The sequence below is a fragment of the Streptococcus sanguinis genome, assembly GCF_050220005.1.
In the GTDB taxonomy this organism is placed as follows: domain Bacteria; phylum Bacillota; class Bacilli; order Lactobacillales; family Streptococcaceae; genus Streptococcus; species Streptococcus sanguinis_Z.
This window is the reverse complement of record NZ_CP071413.1, coordinates 2,284,554-2,304,307: the sequence shown is the minus strand read 5'-3', so window position 1 is coordinate 2,304,307 and position 19,754 is coordinate 2,284,554. Positions and strand designations below refer to the sequence as shown.

Annotated in this window: 20 protein-coding genes; 15 read left to right on the top strand and 5 right to left on the bottom strand. The window is 44.4% G+C overall.

Annotated features, from left to right (window positions below):
• The first annotated feature begins 17 nt into the window (after nt 1-17).
• From dltA to J1C86_RS11325, 5 genes are read left to right on the top strand one after another with little or no spacing between them, the layout of a single operon-like run.
• Nucleotides 18-1,568, top strand: a complete 1,551-nt coding sequence (gene dltA / locus J1C86_RS11345) for a D-alanine--poly(phosphoribitol) ligase subunit DltA (RefSeq protein ID WP_125408011.1) — start codon at nt 18-20, stop codon at nt 1,566-1,568.
• Nucleotides 1,565-2,809, top strand: a complete 1,245-nt coding sequence (dltB, locus tag J1C86_RS11340; RefSeq protein ID WP_125408009.1) for a D-alanyl-lipoteichoic acid biosynthesis protein DltB — start codon at nt 1,565-1,567, stop codon at nt 2,807-2,809. The genes dltA and dltB overlap by 4 nt, the downstream gene beginning before the upstream one ends.
• Nucleotides 2,810-2,828: 19 nt before the next feature.
• Nucleotides 2,829-3,068: a D-alanine--poly(phosphoribitol) ligase subunit DltC gene (gene dltC / locus J1C86_RS11335; protein ID WP_002894204.1), complete on the top strand. Its 240-nt coding sequence runs from the start codon at nt 2,829-2,831 to the stop codon at nt 3,066-3,068.
• The gene (gene dltD / locus J1C86_RS11330; protein ID WP_125408007.1) at nt 3,061-4,329 is read left to right on the top strand and encodes a D-alanyl-lipoteichoic acid biosynthesis protein DltD; all 1,269 of its coding nucleotides are present in this window, start codon (nt 3,061-3,063) and stop codon (nt 4,327-4,329) included. The genes dltC and dltD overlap by 8 nt, the downstream gene beginning before the upstream one ends.
• Nucleotides 4,330-4,368: 39 nt before the next feature.
• The gene (locus J1C86_RS11325; protein WP_125408005.1) at nt 4,369-4,854 is read left to right on the top strand and encodes an N-acetyltransferase; all 486 of its coding nucleotides are present in this window, start codon (nt 4,369-4,371) and stop codon (nt 4,852-4,854) included.
• A 30-nt stretch (nt 4,855-4,884) separates the two neighbouring features.
• Here J1C86_RS11325 and J1C86_RS11320 read toward each other — a convergent pair whose 3' ends face one another.
• The 3 genes from J1C86_RS11320 to J1C86_RS11310 all read right to left on the bottom strand — a co-directional run bounded on the left by J1C86_RS11320 (nt 4,885) and on the right by J1C86_RS11310 (nt 7,048).
• Complete coding sequence (locus J1C86_RS11320) at nt 4,885-5,712, bottom strand: Cof-type HAD-IIB family hydrolase (RefSeq protein ID WP_125408003.1); 828 nt, start codon at nt 5,710-5,712, stop codon at nt 4,885-4,887.
• A 32-nt stretch (nt 5,713-5,744) separates the two neighbouring features.
• Complete coding sequence (locus J1C86_RS11315) at nt 5,745-6,491, bottom strand: DeoR/GlpR family DNA-binding transcription regulator (protein WP_125408001.1); 747 nt, start codon at nt 6,489-6,491, stop codon at nt 5,745-5,747.
• Nucleotides 6,492-6,652: 161 nt separating this feature from the next.
• A complete protein-coding gene (locus J1C86_RS11310; protein ID WP_002907568.1) occupies nt 6,653-7,048 on the bottom strand; it encodes a hypothetical protein in 396 nt (131 codons plus the stop codon).
• 253 nt (nt 7,049-7,301) lie between these two features.
• Here J1C86_RS11310 and J1C86_RS11305 point away from each other — a divergent pair, with 253 nt between their 5' ends.
• Nucleotides 7,302-7,910 (top strand): DNA-3-methyladenine glycosylase, encoded by a 609-nt coding sequence (locus tag J1C86_RS11305; RefSeq protein ID WP_125407999.1) that lies wholly within the window; start codon nt 7,302-7,304, stop codon nt 7,908-7,910.
• A gap of 148 nt (nt 7,911-8,058) precedes the next feature.
• Here the strand turns inward: J1C86_RS11305 and J1C86_RS11300 are convergent, their stop codons facing one another.
• Together J1C86_RS11300 and J1C86_RS11295 are read right to left on the bottom strand one after the other, a co-directional pair.
• Nucleotides 8,059-9,225: a CynX/NimT family MFS transporter gene (locus J1C86_RS11300; protein WP_125408849.1), complete on the bottom strand. Its 1,167-nt coding sequence runs from the start codon at nt 9,223-9,225 to the stop codon at nt 8,059-8,061.
• A gap of 38 nt (nt 9,226-9,263) precedes the next feature.
• Nucleotides 9,264-9,785, bottom strand: a complete 522-nt coding sequence (locus tag J1C86_RS11295) for a TetR/AcrR family transcriptional regulator (protein WP_002910979.1) — start codon at nt 9,783-9,785, stop codon at nt 9,264-9,266.
• Between the two features lie 169 nt (nt 9,786-9,954).
• Between J1C86_RS11295 and J1C86_RS11290 the strand changes: the two genes are divergently transcribed.
• From J1C86_RS11290 to J1C86_RS11250, 9 genes are all read left to right on the top strand, one after another.
• Nucleotides 9,955-10,842 (top strand): cation diffusion facilitator family transporter, encoded by an 888-nt coding sequence (locus tag J1C86_RS11290; protein WP_125408848.1) that lies wholly within the window; start codon nt 9,955-9,957, stop codon nt 10,840-10,842.
• 1,126 nt (nt 10,843-11,968) lie between these two features.
• Nucleotides 11,969-13,651: a GspE/PulE family protein gene (locus tag J1C86_RS11285; RefSeq protein WP_125408847.1), complete on the top strand. Its 1,683-nt coding sequence runs from the start codon at nt 11,969-11,971 to the stop codon at nt 13,649-13,651.
• Nucleotide 13,652: 1 nt separating this feature from the next.
• Complete coding sequence (locus J1C86_RS11280) at nt 13,653-14,717, top strand: type IV pilus twitching motility protein PilT (protein ID WP_011837691.1); 1,065 nt, start codon at nt 13,653-13,655, stop codon at nt 14,715-14,717.
• 3 nt (nt 14,718-14,720) lie between these two features.
• On the top strand, nt 14,721-15,947 hold the full coding sequence (locus tag J1C86_RS11275; protein WP_125408846.1) for a type II secretion system F family protein: 1,227 nt from the start codon (nt 14,721-14,723) through the stop codon (nt 15,945-15,947).
• A 169-nt stretch (nt 15,948-16,116) separates the two neighbouring features.
• Nucleotides 16,117-16,596 (top strand): prepilin-type N-terminal cleavage/methylation domain-containing protein, encoded by a 480-nt coding sequence (locus J1C86_RS11270; RefSeq protein ID WP_125408845.1) that lies wholly within the window; start codon nt 16,117-16,119, stop codon nt 16,594-16,596.
• A gap of 144 nt (nt 16,597-16,740) precedes the next feature.
• Nucleotides 16,741-17,220 carry a prepilin-type N-terminal cleavage/methylation domain-containing protein gene (locus tag J1C86_RS11265; RefSeq protein WP_125408845.1) on the top strand — a complete coding sequence of 160 codons (480 nt, stop codon included), beginning with the start codon at nt 16,741-16,743 and terminating at the stop codon, nt 17,218-17,220.
• Between the two features lie 145 nt (nt 17,221-17,365).
• The gene (locus tag J1C86_RS11260) at nt 17,366-17,809 is read left to right on the top strand and encodes a prepilin-type N-terminal cleavage/methylation domain-containing protein (protein ID WP_125407920.1); all 444 of its coding nucleotides are present in this window, start codon (nt 17,366-17,368) and stop codon (nt 17,807-17,809) included.
• Between the two features lie 123 nt (nt 17,810-17,932).
• Nucleotides 17,933-18,421, top strand: coding sequence for a hypothetical protein (locus J1C86_RS11255; protein ID WP_125332633.1), 489 nt, complete (start codon nt 17,933-17,935; stop codon nt 18,419-18,421).
• Between the two features lie 26 nt (nt 18,422-18,447).
• Nucleotides 18,448-19,752, top strand: a complete 1,305-nt coding sequence (locus tag J1C86_RS11250; RefSeq protein ID WP_125407918.1) for a VWA domain-containing protein — start codon at nt 18,448-18,450, stop codon at nt 19,750-19,752.
• The last annotated feature ends 2 nt before the right edge of the window (nt 19,753-19,754 follow it).

Here is a 19,754-nt window from a genome sequence, read left to right as displayed (position 1 = left end):
TGAGAGAGTAGGAAACAATGTCAAATAAAGTGATACATGATATGATTGAAGCGATTGAGCATTTTGCTCAGGTGCAGCCGGATTTTCCGGTTTATGATATTTTAGGTCAAGTTCATACTTATGGCGATTTAAAGAAGGATTCCGATTCGTTGGCGGCTCATATTGACCGTTTGGAACTTCCTGACAAGTCTCCGGTTGTGGTCTTTGGCGGTCAGGAATACGAAATGCTGGCTACTTTTGTGGCCTTGACCAAGTCTGGTCATGCCTACATTCCTATCGACAGCCACTCAGCCTTGGAGCGCGTGGCAGCGATTGTAGAAGTTGCTGAGCCAAGCTTGATTATTGCCATCAATGATTTTCCGCTGGCAGATGTAGCTGCTCCTATTTTCAGTGCGGAGCAAGTTCAGACAGCCTTCAGAGAGGGAGCGTCCTATGAGCTTAGCCATCCGGTGCAGGGAGATGACAACTATTACATCATTTTCACATCGGGAACGACTGGCAAACCTAAGGGAGTGCAGATTTCCCACAATAATTTGCTCAGCTTTACGAATTGGATGATTACGGATAAGGAGTTTGAGACTCCGGAGCGTCCTCAAATGTTGGCTCAGCCTCCATATTCTTTTGACTTGTCAGTCATGTATTGGGCGCCGACTTTGGCCTTGGGAGGGACTCTTTTTGCCCTGCCTTCGGCTGTGACTCAGGATTTCAAGCAGCTGTTTGAGACGATTCTTAGTCTGCCTATTGCTATCTGGACTTCGACGCCTTCCTTCGCGGATATGGCCTTGCTGTCGGATGACTTTAACAGCCAGAAGCTGCCTCAGCTGACGCATTTCTACTTTGACGGCGAGGAGTTGACGGTCAAGACAGCTCAGAAGCTTCGCGATCGCTTCCCTCAAGCTCGCATTATCAATGCTTACGGTCCGACTGAGGCAACAGTGGCCCTGTCTGCGGTAGCAGTGACAGACGAGATGCTGCAGAATTGCAAGCGCCTGCCGATTGGCTATACCAAGGCGGACTCTCCGACCTTTGTCATTGACGAAGAAGGGCAGAAGGTGCCGAATGGCCAGCAGGGAGAAATCATCGTCTGCGGTCCAGCCGTATCCAAAGGCTATCTGAATAATCCTGAGAAGACAGCGGAGGCCTTCTTTGAATTTGAAGGTCTGCCAGCCTATCATACAGGAGATGTCGGCTCGATGACAGATGAAGGCTTGCTGCTCTACGGCGGCCGGATGGACTTCCAGATCAAGTTTAATGGTTTCCGTATTGAGCTGGAGGATGTGTCTCAGAATCTGAACAAATCGAAATACATTGATTCTGCAGTGGCTGTGCCCCGCTACAATAAGGACCACAAGGTCCAAAATCTGCTAGCCTATGTCATTCTCAAAGACGGTGTGGCTGAGCAGTTTGAGCGGGAAATCGATATTACCAAGGCAATCAAGGAAGATCTGCAGGATATTATGATGTCCTATATGATGCCGTCCAAGTTCCTCTATCGAGAGACCCTGCCTCTGACTCCAAATGGCAAGATTGACATCAAGGGGCTGATTAGCGAGGTCAATAAGCGATGATGGATTTCTTGAAACAGCTGCCTCACTTGGAACCCTACGGCAATCCAGTTTACTTTGTTTATATCGTTCTGGCAGTTCTGCCAATCTTTGTCGGACTTTTCTTTAAGAAACGCTTCCCCCTTTATGAAGCCTTGGTCAGCTTGGTCTTTATCGTCCTGATGCTGACAGGTCCCAGTCTGGCGCAGCTTTGTGCTTTACTGGGCTATGTCATCTGGCAGATAGTTTGGGTTTATTCATACAAGCTCTATCGCCGGTCGCGGGACAGCAAGTGGATCTTTTATCTGCATACCTTGCTGGCAGTTCTGCCGCTTGTGCTTGTCAAGGTAGAACCCGCAATCAGCGGTCATCAGTCTCTCTTTGGCTTTTTGGGGATTTCCTATCTGACCTTTCGTTCGGTAGGGATGATGATTGAGATGCGCGATGGAGTTCTGACAGAATTCACGCTCTGGGAGTTCCTGCGTTTCCTGCTCTTCATGCCGACCTTTTCGAGTGGCCCTATTGATCGTTTCAAGCGTTTCAATGAAGACTATTTGAACATTCCTGAGAGAGATGAGCTGCTGGATATGCTGGAGCAGTCTGTCAAGTATATCATGCTAGGCTTCCTTTATAAGTTTATCCTAGCACATATCTTTGGACATCTCTTGCTGGGGCATGTCAAGACCTACGCTCTCTATACCGGCGGTTTCTTTAATCTGGGAACTCTGGGCGTCATGTATGTCTTTGGTCTGGATCTCTTCTTTGACTTTGCCGGTTATTCGATGTTTGCGCTAGCTATTTCTAATCTCATGGGAATCAAGAGCCCTATCAACTTTGATAAGCCTTTTCTCTCTCGTGATTTGAAAGAATTCTGGAATCGCTGGCACATGAGTCTGTCCTTTTGGTTCCGTGATTTTGTCTTTATGCGGCTGGTCATGGTCCTGATGCGCAATAAGGTCTTTAAAAACCGCAACACGACCTCTAGTGTGGCCTATCTGATCAACATGCTGATTATGGGCTTCTGGCATGGTGTAACCTGGTATTATATCGCCTACGGTCTCTTTCATGGAGCTGGTCTAGTCGTCAATGATGCCTGGCTGCGCAAGAAGAAAACGCTAAACAAAGAGCGCAAGGCTAAGGGGCTTCCGCCTCTGCCAGACAATAAATGGAGCCAAGCGTTGGGGATTGTGGTGACCTTTCACGCAGTCATGTTCTCATTTTTGATCTTTTCTGGATTTTTAAATGAGCTTTGGTTTAAAAAATAAAAATGAATGAGGAAGAAAAATGGATATAAAAGCAGAAGTAATTGAAATTATCGAAGAACTATTTATGGAAGATGTGTCAGACATGATGGACGAGGATTTGTTTGACGCTGGTGTACTAGACAGTATGGGAACGGTCGAGCTGATTGTTGAGTTGGAAAACCGTTTTGATATCCGCGTGCCAGTGTCAGAGTTTGGCCGCGATGACTGGAACACAGCCAACAAAATCGTTGAAGGCGTAACGGAGCTTCGCAATGCTTAAACGACTCTGGCTGATTCTGGGGCCAGTTTTCTGCGCTATGGTCATGGTTGCCCTGCTCTTTTTCTTCTATCCGCTTGATAAAAAGCATGATATAGAAGCAGAGAAGCGCTCGGCAGTGACCCTGACAGCAGAAAACTTCAAGAGCCGCAGCAAGAAGGTGACAGCCTTGACCGATAAGAAGATGCGCTTTGTTCCCTTCTTTGGCTCTAGTGAATGGCTGCGCTTTGATAGCATGCATCCGGCAGTGCTGGCTGAGAAATACAACCGCTCCTATCGGCCTTATTTTCTAGGCCAGCGCGGGGCAGCATCATTTAATCAGTACTTTGGTATGCAGCAGATGTCCTCTGAGTTGGAGGGGCAAACGGCGGTCTATGTAGTGTCGCCCCAGTGGTTTACCAAGACTGGCTATGATGCTTCGGCCTTTCAGCAGTACTTCAACAGTGATCAGCTGACGGCTTATCTGTCTCAGCAGCAAGGAGATGCGGCGGCGCAATATGCAGCCCAGCGCCTTCTGCAGCTTTATCCAGATGTTGCTATGGCAGAGAGCGTGCAGAAGCTGTCGGAAGGTAAGAAGCTGAGCAGCTTTGAAGAGCGCCATATTGAGATGATGGCTCATCTTAATGAGCGACAAGATGCTTTTTTTAGCAACTTTGCTGCCCTCAATAATGAAAATTATGACCAGCGAATTTTGCCTTATATGGCTGATTTGCCAGACACCTTCTCCTATCAGGCTTTGGAAGAGATTGCTACAGCAGAGGCCAAGAAGAAGACCAATAACAATCAATTCGGCATAGACAATCAATTTTACAAGACCCGTCTGGCCGGCAAGGTTGCCAAGCTCAGAGGTTTTCAAACCAAGCAATCTTATGAAAAATCTCCTGAGTACAACGACTTGCAGCTGGTTCTGGACCAGTTCGCCAAGTCAAAGACTAATGTCATCTTCATCATTCCACCGGTCAATTCTAAGTGGATGGAGTATACAGGACTCAGTCCTGAAATGTACCAGCGGACAGTGGCTAAGATTCGCTACCAGCTGAAAAGTCAGGGCTTTACCAACATTGCTGATTTTTCTAAGGACGGCGACAAGCCTTACTTCATGCAGGACACTATCCACATGGGCTGGAATGGCTGGCTGGCCTTTGATAAGGCGGTTGATCCTTTTGTAGCCAATCCACAGCCGGCGCCAAACTACCAGATCAATGACCGCTTCTTCAGCAAGGAATGGTCTCAGTATACTGGCAAACCAGAAGAATTCAAATAAGGTTGGGACTTTCCAGCCTTATTTTTATAAGGAGGAAAGATGAAGATTCGTTTGTCCCAAACAGAAGATATCCCAGCCATAATGGCGATTTATGATGTGGCCCGTCAGTTCATGAAAGACCAGGGCAATCCGACTCAGTGGGATGGAGGCTATCCCAGCGCGAGCTTGATTGAGGATGACATTGCGGCTGGCCACTCTTTTGTTATAGAGGTAGAAGGGCGACTGGTTGGCACCTTTGCCTTTATCATCGGAGAAGATCCGACCTATCAGGTCATCGAAAAGGGTAGCTGGCATTTTGCGGAGCCTTACGGCACCATTCACCGCATCGCTTCAAATGGCCAAGTCAGAGGCCTGTCCCGTCAGGTCTTTGATTTTTGCCGCCAGCAGCTTCCCTACTTGCGAATCGATACCCATGCGGACAATCAGCCTATGCAGGCAGCTGTGCTGAACTACGGCTTTAGGGAGTGTGGCATTATTTATGTAGCTGACGGCAGTCCTCGCCTAGCTTATGACTATCATCAATAAAAAAATCTGCCCTTGAGCAGATTTTTTGCGTTATATCAAAACATACTTTTCTACAGCTTTTGCAACTCCGTGCTCATTGTTGCTTTTGGTGACGGCTTTTGCCTCGGTTTTGACTGCTTCGGGGGCATTGCCCATAGCGACTCCAAGTCCAGCCAGGCGGAGCATAGGAAGGTCATTGAAGTTGTCTCCGATTGTCATAACCTGCTCTAGAGGCACTTGATAGTGCTGGGCAATTTCGTATAAGGCTTGCTCCTTGGAGACATGCTTGGCCGTGACTTCCATGTAGTTGTCCTTAGAGAGATAGAAGGCTGTCTTGGCAAAGTCTAAGGTCTGTAGGTAGTCATGGAGTTTCTGGATGATAGGCGCTTCATCAATGAGGAGTAATTTGTGAGCAGGCATTAGAACATCCAGCACCGGCATTAACACATTCTGAATTATCGGCTGCTCACCTGTAATCTCAGCCTCTATCTGCACCCATTTATCTAGATGATCAGCGATCCAATCCTTACCAGAGTAGAGATTGATGGACACGCTAGGAAATTCAGCCTTAACCAGCTCCAGAAAAGTGCGGATTTCTTTCTTGTCCAGAGGATGCTCGATAATAGTTTCATAAGCTTGCGGTTCACCCTTGATGACCAGAGCGCCATTGTAGCAGGCCAGCGGATTATCTCCCAGCCCCAGCTCACGGGCAATGGGCTCCATGCCCAGAGGAGAGCGGGCAGAAGCCAGAACGAAAGGGATTTTTTCTCGGCTTAGCAGGGGAATCATGTCCTTGAGTTTAGAATCTACTTGGTGCTGGTCGTCCAAAATGGTACCGTCAATATCGCTGATAATCAGACGAATCGCTTGTTTTATCATAGCTCATCCTCCTATGTGTCTAATGGATCGATTTAATAAATTATTTTAACCTTGTCTCCAAGCAGTTTTTGGACTTCAGGGCTGGGCGCTTGGTCCGTAATCCAGTAGTCAAAGTCGCTGACAGGTCCCAGGATGTACTTAGACTCTTTCTGCCACTTGTCTTGCTCGGCCAGCAGAATCTTAGTCTTAGCGTGTTTCAAAGCCAGTTTTTTAAGGTGAGCATCGGCCTTGTCTTCAAAGCTGACTAGGCCATCAGAGACACTGGCTGCCCCGATAAAGGCAATGTCAAAGGAAATCTGCTCCAGCAGCTCTGCTTCATTGAGCGCGTAGTAGAATCGGTTTTTTGGATAAAATTTTCCGCCTAAGAGGTGAAAGTCCACTTTGTCCTGACTGCTCAGCATGATTGCATTATCCAGAGAATGGGAGTAGATTGTCATAGGCTCCTTGATGCGCTGAGCCAGATGGAGAACGATGGTTGAGACATCAAAGAAAGCAATCTGCCCCGGCTTGAGAAAGTCATGGGCCTTCTGGGCAATAGCCTTTTTTTCTTGACTTAGTTGGTTGATACGGTCGTTAAAGGAGGGGATTTGCCGGCTAGTATCCAGCGGGATAATACCTCCGTGAGTGCGCTGCACAAGCTTACGCTCGCTCAAAATCGAGAAATCTCGCCGAATAGTATCTTTAGAGACCTGAAAATGCTCAATCATATCCTTGGCTGACAGCTGTTTTTTCTCAGCCAAGAGCTCTAAGATTTCAGCTAAGCGTTGTTCTTGGTACATGCTTGTTTCTCCTTACTTTTCTAAATAGAGTATAACATAGCAAATAAGTTTTTGCAAGTCTTTTTAATGCTTTTTAAGTTTTTGAAATACATTGGAGAAAATCAAAAAACCGAGCGAAACTCGGTTTTTATGAATTATAATAATCGAAACATGTTTTTCAATTAAGGTGTTTGGATATTGACAGATCCATCGCTGCCGACCTTAACATCAACACCGCCGCCTTGAACATGAACGCCATCTTCATTTACGCTAACACCAGCGTTATCAGTTTGTACATTAGCACTACCGTCTCCGTTAGTTTCAACAGAAGCATCGCCGCTTTCGTCATCGCCATTTACATTAACGCTAGTATCACCGCCGTTTACGTTGACTTTGGCACTGCCGCTTTCTTCAGATGTGCTGCTAGAGCTTGTCTTAGCTTTAGATGAAGAAGATACGCTTGAGCTGGAACTTGAGCTTTCTTCAGTCTTCTTATCTGCAGAATTTCCGCAAGCTGCTAAAAAGAAAAGTGCAATTAGTGGTAATAAAAATAAAGAAATTTTAGATAATTTTTTCATCTTACCCCTCCTTCTAGTATAATATTAAACAAATATTTCATTTGAAGCAATGAAAAACCGGATTGATACATAAATAACATACTCTGTTAATAAAGATGTTACAAAATATATGCAAAACAAGTAGACAAAATATAGATTTTATAAGCTTTTTCACGATTTTCCGCTTATTTAGTGCGTAATTGTTTTGTAACAAAATTCTTGTCCATGAGAAGGAGAAAAATAACATTTTTGCAACATTTCTTTTCCTCTGTAAATGGAGAAATCATGCTATAATCAACCTATGTTATCAAGAAACTTTCAGAATCTCATCAAGACAGACACAGTTGCAGCAGCTCGAGCTTTGCTAGGTATGCAATTGATTCTAAATGGCCAGAAGCTAGGCCGAATTGTCGAAACAGAAGCCTACCTGGGAAGTCAAGACAGTGCCTGCCATTCGGCTGGAGGGCGCCGCTCCCCTAAGAATGAATCCATGTATCTGCCAGCTGGTCACTGGTATGTTTATCAGATTTATGGTCATCAGATGCTGAATTTGGTGACCAAGGGTGAAAATGTGGCTGAAGCCGTACTGATTCGAGCTTTGGAGCTACCGGATGGCCGACTTTTAGCTAACGGTCCTGGCAAGCTAACCAAGTATGCTGGGATTGATAAGCGCTTTGATGGACAGAGTTTAGCGACCTCCAGTTTGCAACTAGCCCATGACCTGACTCCCAATCAGATTGCCAGCCGTCCGCGGATTGGCGTGACCTGCACAGATGCCTGGAGGGAAGAGCCCTTGGGTTTTTATGTGGCCGGCAATCGTCATGTTTCAAAAATGCCCAAACGAGGCCTGCTGGACGATGAGGACACCTGGAAGAAGGAATAAAAGATGAAGAAAACAGATATTTTTGAGCAAGTCGTAGAAATTATGCGAGAGCGTAGGCACCAGAGCACTTAGAGCGGGATGTGGACCTGGAAGAGTGTCTCAACTATTGCAAAAACGCTTAGGATTTCTAAGCATTTTTTCGTCTTTATTATATCTTGTCAAACTTCTCAATGTAAAAGAGAGTTAGCGTCACAATGGCAGCCAGACCAATGAGAATGAGGATAGCTGGAGTCCAGGAATGGAATAAATCAAAGCTGTATCCAAAGAGGCTAGGACCAAAGGCGGCCAGAATATAACCACCAGTCTGGGCTAAGCCAGATAGCTGAGCGGTTTGCTCAGGAGTACTGGTTTTGAGCGAGAAAGTAACCATAAGGTAAGGGAAGAGGGCGCTGACGGACATACCAATTAGCAGATTGAGAATGAGCCAGTAGATAAAGGAATCTGTCTTGACCAGCAGCATGCCCAGACCAACCATACCAGTTACAGAAAAGAGAGCAATCATCCCCAAGCGTTTTTTAGCGGATAGACGCGTTGTCAGACTAGGTATCGTCATAGCCAAAGGAAGGCTGATAATTGAAAAGATAGAGGCTAAGAATCCAGTAGCATCATCGGAAAGTCCTGCCAACTGGCCAAGAGTCGGCAGCCAAGTGATAGCCGTATAAAAGAGTAAGGACTGCAGGCCACCGAAAACAATCAGAGCCCATACTCTAGGATTTGTTAGCAGGGAGCCCATTTGCTGTTCACGATTTTTACTAGTCAGCTTGTGATTGTGACGGCTGTTAGGAAGCCAAATCAAGCAGGCTAGTAAGCAGATGAGGGTCAGGACGAGAATCAATCCTTGCCAGCCAGCTAAGCGGACAATAGGCGCAGCCAAGGGAGACATGACTGAGATGGCCAGTCCCATAGAAGTAATATAGAGCGTGGTTAGAAATCCAATTTTCTCTGGCTGATTTGCCTGAATGACATTAGGCAGGAGCACATTTAAGACAGCGATGGAAGCCCCTAGCATGATTGTACCTGCGTAGAGTAGAGGCAGGTTAAAGATACGAATAAAAGAGCCCAGAGTCAGCACAATCATGGCTATTGTAAAGAGCTTTTCCAGACCGACCTTTTGAGCCAGGCGTGGGGAAAAGGCTGAGCAGAGGGCAAACATGATCAAGGGCAGGCTAGTCAGCAGTCCCAGAGAGTTGACGGGAACTTGCAGTCCCTTAGCAATATCGCCCAGCACAACAGGCAGCACTGCAAAAGGTGCCCGTAGGACAACCCCCACCATCAGAATACCTGGAAGTAAAAATTTCGAATGTGTCTTTTTCATAAAGTTAAGTTTCCTCCTATATAAGTATCAAAATAAAATCAGTCCATCAAATCCAGAAAATACTGGCTGATAACTGTTTCTGGCAATGTTTTCTTCTGCTGGAGCCACCAGCTGACCGTCTCCACAAAAGTAGAAGTCACATAATTTCTTAGAAAGGGCTCTGGCAGCTGAGATTTTTTCTGCAGGAGCTGTTCCTGAATCATCGGAAAGAGATAATTTTCCAGCTCAATCTTTAAGCGATTGGTGAAATAGATATTTTTCGAAAGCAGCAAGGTCGCAATCTTGTCCTGATTCTTTTGGAAATGCTTGAAAATATGGGCGGTTGCTTCAAAGAGATCCTTGCCGTCGTCACGTTCAAGAAAGGTATGCTGAAAGAGGTCTTGGCAAACCTCCTCTAGCAAGGCTTCCTTGGTATCGAAATGGGCATAAAAAGTCGACCGGCCAACGTCTGCCAGGTCGATGATTTCTTGCACGGTGATGCTTTCATAACTTTTTTGATGCAGCAGGCTGATAAAAGCTTGGTAAATAGCTGCGCGTGATTTCTTGACTCGTCTGTCCATAGTGTTTCGGAACAAAAGAGCAGGATTGTTCAATAACAGACAAAGCCCCTCAATTGCTTCTTGTTTCCTTTCTGAGAATAAGGGATAATAAAGATGAAGAAAACTGAACAAGGTGTTCCGTTTTGATTACATTATACTATAAATTTAGCCAAACTGAAAGGAGGCTGCCGTGAAATCTAGTAAAAATATGACTATTGCCTTTCTGTTAAACTTTTCCTTTGCCATTCTTGAGTTTATCTTTGGCTTCATGTTCAATTCCAGCGCTGTATTAGCCGACGCTGTGCACGACACAGGAGACGCGATGGCTATCGGACTCTCTACCCTTTTTGAAAAAATTTCTAATAAAAAAGAAGACAAGAAATACACTCTGGGCTACAAGCGCTACAGCCTTTTGGGAGCCTTGCTGACCTCGGTCATCTTGCTGGTCGGCTCGACCTTGGTGATTATCGAAAATGTACCCAAGGTCTTTGCGCCTGAAAAGGTCAATTATGACGGCATGCTGGTGCTGGGTATCTTTGCCATTATAGTCAATCTAGCAGCCAGCAAGGTAGTCGGCCATGGTCATGGACACAGTCATAATGAGTCTATTCTCAGTCTCCATTTCTTAGAGGACATTTTGGGTTGGGTAGCTGTTATCCTAGTCTCCATCGTTCTGCGCTTTACTGACTGGTATTTTCTTGACCCACTGCTCTCCCTGCTCATTGCGGGCTTCATCCTCAGCAAGGCCCTGCCTAAGTTCTGGGAAAACATCAAGATTTTTCTGGATCACATCCCAAGCGATATTGATTTGAGTCAGCTTTATCAGGAAATTCTAGCAGTTGAAAACGTTCAGGCTATTACCCAGCTCAATGTCTGGACCACAGACGGTTTAGAAAAATTTGCCATGATCCATATCTGTCTTGAAAATCCAGACCTGCTGGCCGAGACCCAAGCTACTATGCGTCAAGAACTGCAAGCTTACGGTATCACCAAAATCACTATCCAGACGGATAGTAGCTTGGAAGAGCATGAAGAGTGGTGTTTAGGTGGAGAGGGCGATTTAAAACCTCATACTTAAATTGTACCACTGTAAACTATACCTCTACAGTCCGATATTTCGGGCTGTTTTTTCGTTTTACAGTCTAATTTCCATCGCTTAACTGGTTCTATTTTTATGATTTTCTTCTTATTTAACATGTCTTTTTCCCTGTCTGAAAATTCTAGCCTTTTTGATTTTGTAGTTTTTCTATAAAAAAATAGACAAGCCGCGCACAATGTGCATTTTTAGATAGGTTTTACATCTAATAAAATGCAAATGCATTGACAAAGCTTTTTCTTTAGCATATACTATTGGGTAGGAAGAAACAGGCAAAGCTTGCTAAGCCTTGTCCTGAAGCGCCTTTCCTAAGCATATCGACTACCGATTAGAAGAGGACAGATGCTGTCACACTGTCCATCTGAAGGTTGAAAAAGAAGCAGTAAAGGGGAAATTTCCTCAAAAAAATTTGCTTTTTTTATCCTCGAAGTAAAAAAAACGCTTTAAAAAAGTGTCAAAAAGCTTGATATAACAAGGTTTTGTCAAAATTAAACATTTTTTTAAATGCAGTCATTTTTTTCGAGGCAAACCTGTTGACAAGTTGTCAATTATATCATATACTGTGATAGGTAAATGTTTTTTAAAGCAAATAAAGCTTTTGTTCCTAGCATTTCCTACCAAAATATGCATATCGGTAAAAAGAAAAGCCATAAGACAAGAATTCTTATCTTATGGCACTGGCTGCTTGATGATTAGGGTTAAACCAACTTCACACACACACACGGTTTAACCTGCATCTAAAAGCATGAGAAATTTTGCAAGAGAACTTGCTTTGTATAGTATTTAAGAACGCAAGAACAAATGTTTTTGGCATCTGCTTTTTTGCGCCCCTTTTGACAAATATAAAACTTTCTTTAACAATCCTGTGATTGTTTTAGAGCTCGTTTTCTAGGTTTATCAAATAGAGATACTGCTCAAAGCATCTAACTTAAAACATTAAGTTTGGTTCTATTGGTAAATTTTCCATGTACTAGCCTAACTTAAAAAGCTTAAAGAAACCTTAAAGGAATCTTTAAGCGAGGGAGATTTTTTTAAGAAAGCTGTTATCTAATAACGCATAGAAAGAATTGAAGGATTTTTACAAAAAAATCACAGACAGGAGAAACAAATGGCACTAATCGCTATATTGGTTCAATTCAATCTGATAACGGCAGCTCAAAAAGAAGAAATTCTTCAAGATATGCCACAATCAAACATGCAGTTAGAGAGATATCTAATCAGCAAGGGCTATGTGACAGAAGAAGATATGCTGAAAGTCATGAGTTACTACTACCGTGTACCTCATGTCAATCTATCACAGTTTGTGATAGAAAAGGAAGCTGTCGAGAAGGTTTCAGAAAAAGTTGCTAAACGTCATGGATTGATTCCGATTGCCTTCACCGATGGAGAAGCGGATGAAGAACCGAAATTAATAGTTGCAATGGCAGACCCAAGCAACTATATCGCCCTAGATGACGTTAAAATCGTCTCTAAGATGGCGGTAGAACCTTATGTAACTTTTCGGGATGATATTGAGAAGTATATCGATCAATACTATTCTAAAGGAGAAGAAGCCCAACAGGCAGCGACCGAAATCGAAGGTTTTAATGTGGATGAAGAGATCGTCGAAGAAGATCTCGAAATCAAAAATGCTCCGGTTGTACGTTTGATTGACTCGATTATCAGTCAGGCAATCAAGACGCGGACCAGCGATATCCATATTGAGCCCTTTGAAAAAGTTGTTCGTGTTCGTTTCCGGGTTGACGGGACTTTGGTGGAAAACATGCAGTTGAAAGCCAATGCTCACTCAGCCATTGCGACACGGATTAAGATCATGAGTGGTCTGGACATTGCCGAGCGACGGATTCCTCAGGATGGACGGATTGAAACAACCATTGACGGCAAAGAAGTCGACATGCGGGTTTCAGTCTTGCCTACTGTATTCGGTGAAAAAATCGTTATTCGGATTTTGAGCCGGAATGCAACTCTCCTCAGTAAAGAGGAGCTAGGATTCTCGCCAACCAATCAGAAGCTCTTTGAAGATATTCTTAAGGCGCCAGAAGGCATCATCTTGCTGACTGGTCCGACAGGAAGCGGAAAGACAACCACTCTCTACACAGCGCTCCGTGAGCTCAATGATGTAGGAAAAAATATCATCACTGTTGAAGATCCGGTTGAGTACCGATTGGAAGGGGTCAACCAAGTTCAGGTAAATAACAAAGCTGGACTGACCTTCGCTAGTGGTTTGAGAAGTATCCTGCGTCAGGACCCGGACATCGTTCTCTTGGGGGAAATTCGGGACGAAGAGACAGCTAGTATCGCGGTTCGTGCCGCTATCACTGGTCACGTCGTTCTCTCGACTATCCACACCAATGACACAGCTAGTACAGTCAACCGTTTGGTCGATATGGGCATCAAGCCTTATCTGGTCTCAACGGCGACTGTCGGTATTATCGCACAGCGCTTGATTAAGCGTATCTGTCCTAAGTGTAAGACTGAGTATACTGTAGAAACAAATGAACATGCAGGTATCGGTATTCACAAGGGAGACACCTTGTATCGCGGACGCGGCTGCAACTACTGCAGCGGTACGGGATACTATGGACGTATAGCTATCCACGAAATCATGGCAGTGACAAGGGAGATTAAATCACTAATTAATGATGGTGGAACAACGTCACAGCTTCGAGCAGAAGCTAAGAAAAATGGTATGCGAGACTTGGCGGAGGAGGCCATTGATATCGCAAAACAGGGGACTACAACGATTGAAGAAGCAATGAAGATTGCCTTCAGTCTAGAAGGGGAAGTTTAGGATGAATTTGGATGAGTTAATTAAGCAGGCGATTGAAGCGGGTGCATCAGATATCCACTTCACGGTTGGCGCTGAGCCAAGCATGCGTCTGCACGGGAGGTTAACACAACTCAACAATACAATTTTGACCAACGAAGACACGGTTCGCTTCACCAAGCATATTTTAAATGAGAAGCAGATTGCTCATCTTTTAGAAGTCGGTGAAGTGGACTGTGCCTACGAGGTCGATAATGGTTATCGCTTGCGGGTCAATATCTTTAAGCAGAAAAACAACTGCGGGATTGCCTTGCGGGTCATTCCCAAGGATATTCCATCTATGGAATCTCTGGGATTGCCACCAGTTATCAAAAAGCTAGCTGAGAAACGCCGGGGGTTGATATTGGTTACCGGACCAACAGGAAGCGGAAAGTCAACGACCCTGGCAACCATGATCAACTACATGAACAGCTTGCGGGACGAGCACATCATCACGATTGAAGATCCGATTGAGTACATGCACACGCATAATAAGTGCTTGGTCAACCAGCGTGAGCTGGGAGCGGATACGCAAAGCTTCGGCAATGCTCTCCGCGGTGCCCTTCGTCAGGACCCGGATGTCATCCTAGTCGGTGAGATGCGGGATAAGGAAACGATTGAAATCGCTCTGCGTGCGGCGGAAACAGGTCACTTAGTCCTGTCAACTCTCCACACGGTCGGTGCCGTAAACACCATGGACCGGATTATCGACGTATTTCCAGCCGAGCAGCAGGAACAAATCCGTGTACAGCTTTCCGCCGTTATGGAAGGGGTTGTATCGCAGCAGCTCATGCGTACAGCGACCGGCAAGGGTCGTGTGGCCGCCTTTGAAATCATGCTGGGAACACCCGCTATTCGCAACCTCATTCGCGAAGGGAAGACCCACCAGCTGCTGACGCCAATCCAAACAGGGGCTCAGCTAGGCATGATTACTATGGACACTTCGCTCATGGGACTCTACCGTCGCAATGTCATCGATCAAAGAACACTGCTGTCCTACTCAGTAGACCGCGCTCAAGTTGAAAAATCCCTAGGAATAGTGGGGTACTAGAGCATGACAGTATATGTTTGTAAATACTTAGACACTCGGCAAGGGGTCGTCACACTAGAGGTAGATGCTCCTAACCGGACTGACGCCGTCAATCGGATCCGTCTCAAAGGGAAGCCAATCAGTGTCGAAGAAAAGGTCATGGGCTCTAAGGAAATCACCCTTTTCCAAAGCAAGAAGATCAAGCTCAAGGATATATCACTCTTCTGTAAGCAGATGTCGGTTATGCTAAACTCGGGTATCCCGCTCAACAATGCAGTAGATATCTTAGAGCAGCAGACAGATGCCAAAAACTTGAAGGCAAGTCTGAAGGTTATCAGTAAAGGCCTGAAGGAAGGGAATCAGCTTTCCAAGGCTCTAATCGAGCAAAACGGTCTCTTTCCCGACCTCTTAATCCGTATGGTGCAGGCCGGTGAAAAGACTGGTAAGCTGGACGAGGTACTGGAAAGAATGTCTGAGCACTATAATAAGGAGCTCAAGACCAGTCGCCAGATTCGCGGAGCTATGATCTATCCAGCGGTCCTTGCCTTTTTGGCAGTAGCTGCCACCTTGGTCTTGCTCTATGTCGTTATCCCTAACTTCTCGGGAATCTTTGAGCAGAGTGGTGTAGCATTACCTTTGCCAACACGTATCGTCTTGGCAGCTAGTAACTTTGTCCAGTCTTACTGGTATATCCTCTTTGGTGGGGTTGGGCTTCTAGTCTTCCTATTCCTGCGTTATCGCAGTACTGAAGCAGGACGCTATCAACTGGACCAGCTCAAGCTCAAGATGCCAGTCGTCAAAGGACCGATGCAGAAGATTGTCACTGCTCGTTTCGCCAGTACCTTAGCTACTCTTACCAGTGCGGGTATCCCTCTGGTAGAGGCCATTGATTCAGCTGCTGCAACGACTAATAACGCTGTTGTTATTGACAAGCTGAGAATCGCCAATGAAGGTCTGCAAAAAGGGGAACGCCTAACGGGTATGCTGACCTCGACAGGTCTCTTCCCGCCTATGATGCTCTCGATGGTAAAGATCGGTGAGGAGTCTGGCTCTCTGGAGTCCATGCTCAATAAAACATCGGATTTTTATGAAGAAGAGCTTGAAGCAGCTATCAAGCAATTGCTCTCACTCTTGGAACCAGCCATGATCATCGTCATGGGCGTCATCATCGGGGGAATCGTTGCCTCTGTTATGCTGCCAATGTTTGAAATTGCTAATGCTGTTCAACAGGGCGCTGAAGCAAATCAATAAAGATTATTTACAGAAAAAGTTAGAATTCGCAGAGTAATTGCTCTGCACAAAAAGTTAGGAAAACCGTTCTGATGCTGGGAGTTTGTGGGGTCTCCCAGCTAGGAACAAAACGAATGCCCCTGTGGGCGGAAATAGTAAAAATTATGAAAAAATAGGAGATCTATTCAAAATGTTAAACAAATTGCAAAAGTTCCGTCAGGACTTGAAGAAAAAAGGTAAAGGTTTTACCTTGGTTGAGTTGATTGTCGTAATCATCATCATCGCTGTTTTGGCAGCAGTAGCTATCCCAGCTATCACAGGGTTCCAAGACAGTGCGCGTAAGAGCCGTATTGAAACAGAACACCGTCAGTTGGTATCAGCTATTCAGTCTTATCTTGGTTCACAAGTAGATCCTGAGAATGCTACAGCTCCGACACTTAATGATTTGAAGCCTTATATCTCTAAGAGCTCACAAGGCAGTGCAGAACTTGCTGATACTCTTGCTAAAGATGGAGCAAATAACGGCTCAGCTCACGTAATTACTGGTAATAAGTTGATTTCTACTTACACTCCAAAAGGCGGCGGGAAAGCGAAAACTTGGACTTATGACTGGAAAGAAAATAGTAGTGCAAAAGCGGCTACACCAGCAGCAGGAAATCCATCGCCTTAATTTATCTAGAAACAATTTCCTAGATAATTAGGAACTACAGTTTCCATTGAGGGTGTCATCTCAAAGTCTAGTAAAACCCTGCCTTTGGGATACTTATAACGAAATTGAATACATTAAGAAAAAAGAAATAGGAGAACTATTCAAATGTTAAACAAATTGCAAAAGTTCCGTCAGGACTTGAAGAAAAAAGGTAAAGGTTTTACCTTGGTTGAGTTGATTGTCGTAATCATCATCATCGCTGTTTTGGCAGCAGTAGCTATCCCAGCTATCACAGGGTTCCAAGACAGTGCGCGTAAGAGCCGTATTGAAACAGAACACCGTCAGTTGGTATCAGCTATTCAGTCTTATCTTGGTTCACAAGTAGATCCTGAGAATGCTACAGCTCCGACACTTAATGATTTGAAGCCTTATATCTCTAAGAGCTCACAAGGCAGTGCAGAACTTGCTGATACTCTTGCTAAAGATGGAGCAAATAACGGCTCAGCTCACGTAATTACTGGTAATAAGTTGATTTCTACTTACACTCCAAAAGGCGGCGGGAAAGCGAAAACTTGGACTTATGACTGGAAAGAAAATAGTAGTGCAAAAGCGGCTACACCAGCAGCAGGAAATCCATCGCCTTAATTTATCTAGAAACAATTTCCTAGATAATTAGGAACTACAGTTTCCATTGAGGGTGTCATCTCAAAGTCTAGTAAAACCCTGCCTTTGGGATACTTATAACGAAATTGAATACATTAAGAAAAAAGAAATAGGAGAACATCAACGAATGCTGAATAGGCTTAAAAAGTTCCGTCAGGACTTGAAGAAAAAAGGTAAAGGCTTTACCTTGGTTGAGCTGATTGTGGTGATTATTATTATCGCAGTTCTCGCAGCAGTCGCTATTCCTTCTCTTGTTTCTTTCCAGGACACGGCCCGCAAGGCACGTATCCAGTCGGAACATCGTCAGCTGGTTCAAGCTGTACAGTCCTATATTGGCTCGCAAGTCGAACCAGAAACGGCTGATGTACCAGACCTTGATGCGCTCAAGCCTTATATAGCCAAAGAATCTCAGGGTTCAGGAGAGCTTTCTAAGACCCTCGCAGCAGATAATGGCAAGATAGCCCATGAGGTTAATAAGACAAGTCATAAGCTGATTTCGACTTATACGCCTGCTAGTGGCGGGAAGCCTATTACTTGGGAATTTGACTGGAGATCTAATAGCGCTAGCTAATAATAGAAAATTAGAGAAAATCTCTATTCCGACTGCCTTGGCAGTCGGATATTACCAAAGTAGTTGTCAGATGATGACAACTATTTTGGCAATATCAAAAGAGAAAATTAGGAGATATCATCCATGAAAGGAAAAAAAAGACAAGGCTCAACCCTGCCTATGGTTATTGTGGCTATTGTGCTGCTGGTGGCCATGCTGGGGATTATGGCTTCTATAGTAGATACGGGACAGATGCAAACCCAACGTATGTATAGCTACCTTAAAGCCAAATATATAGCGACATCTGGCTCTCAGCTTGCTTGGGGGGCTTTAGGTGAGGGAGCGTCTTCTCCTCTCTATGCAGAGTTTAGTAGGCGGGCACAAGATAAGGAAGGAAGAATCCCTAAAGATCCTATTATCTCGACCCATACCTTCAAAGATGGAGGTAAAGCTGAGATTGAGATGAATGGATCCTTTGAGGGTGATGATCGTAGCCCTAGAAATTATGTTATAACCATTAAATCAAAGTCAACCTTGGCTAATAGTAAAGATTATTATGAGCATGTTGTAATCTTTAACTGGGAAACGCAAGGTATCCGTTCCGAAGAGGGCCACTTAATCTCAGCCAAGTAGATGGATAAAAAATTAAATAGGAAAGAATGATGAAAAAAATACAAAAAGGTTTTACACTGACTGAAATCATTATTGCCATTATCCTTACAAGTATGGTGGGACTTCTGATAGGTCTTGTATTTAATACAATGTTTTCAGGCCGCAATATAATCGAGCGGGAAGCTAGTATCCAATCAGAAATGCGAACTTCTATGCAGTATGTGGATCGTACCATTGGTAAGGCGACCTCTGTTTTCGTTCTTGACGAGAGCAAATACGGCAAGGATGTCAGAAAAACTGAGGGCTGGAATTATATCGGCTTATCCCCTGATGGGAAGAAAGTTATAAATTATATTTGGAATAAGTCAACTAAAAGCTGGAACGAGTCAGTGTTAGGGACTAATTCTCTCTATGATATGCAACTGGACCTGGAATTTAAGGCAGATGAATCTTATCAGGATAATCGGTTGATTAACTACAATCTGACTGGTCAATATAAAAACTCTAAGAATAAACTCTCCATCGATACAGCAATTTCAGCTCTTAATACCAAGCAGGTTATATCGAAAGTAGCCAAGGGCAAGAAAGGAATTGCCCTTGCTTATCGGAACGATCCTATTGAAGGTCAGGTAAATACTGCTGTTTCCTTCGTTTTTGATACATCAGGCTCTATGGCTTATGGCCTGTGGAATCAGAAATTGGAACCAACAGATAGTAGAACCCGGATGAATATTTTGAAGACCAAAGCAAATCTTTTGGTTGATGACCTCAAGGAAATAGGGAACGTTAGTGTTAATTTGGTTCGGTTTTCTGGTGATGCAAGTTATATTCAAGAAGATTTTGTAGAGCTAGATAAGGACACAGATACAATTAAAACTAAGATTAAAGCCCTTCCTACAAGTTGGATTACTAACCCTGGAGATGGGCTTCGCTATGGCTTGGTAAGTCTTCAGAGAAATCCAGCCCAGCTAAAATATGTTGTCTTGCTGACTGACGGTATTCCAAATGCCTATACAGCCTCTCCTGACGGGATTGGGAAGTATGATCTGACAGCAAATTTCCCAACAAATGGTAAGCAAATTAAAGCTGATCAACCTGTTTCATTGACTACGGAATATGTGGGACAAGTGGCAAAGACCTTCGGCTCTGGTGTTAAGCGTATTAGTGTCATCGGCTTTTCAGGGAATGTAAAAGAAATAAAAGACGGACAAAAAATAGCTGATCAAATCAAAACAGTCGGAAAGGTAGAGTCTACCTTTGTCATTGCGACTAATGAAGCTGCTTTGGAACAGACGTTTGCTGACATTAAAAAGCAAATTCAACAGGATCTTTGGTTTGTGTCTGGTCCGTAGAA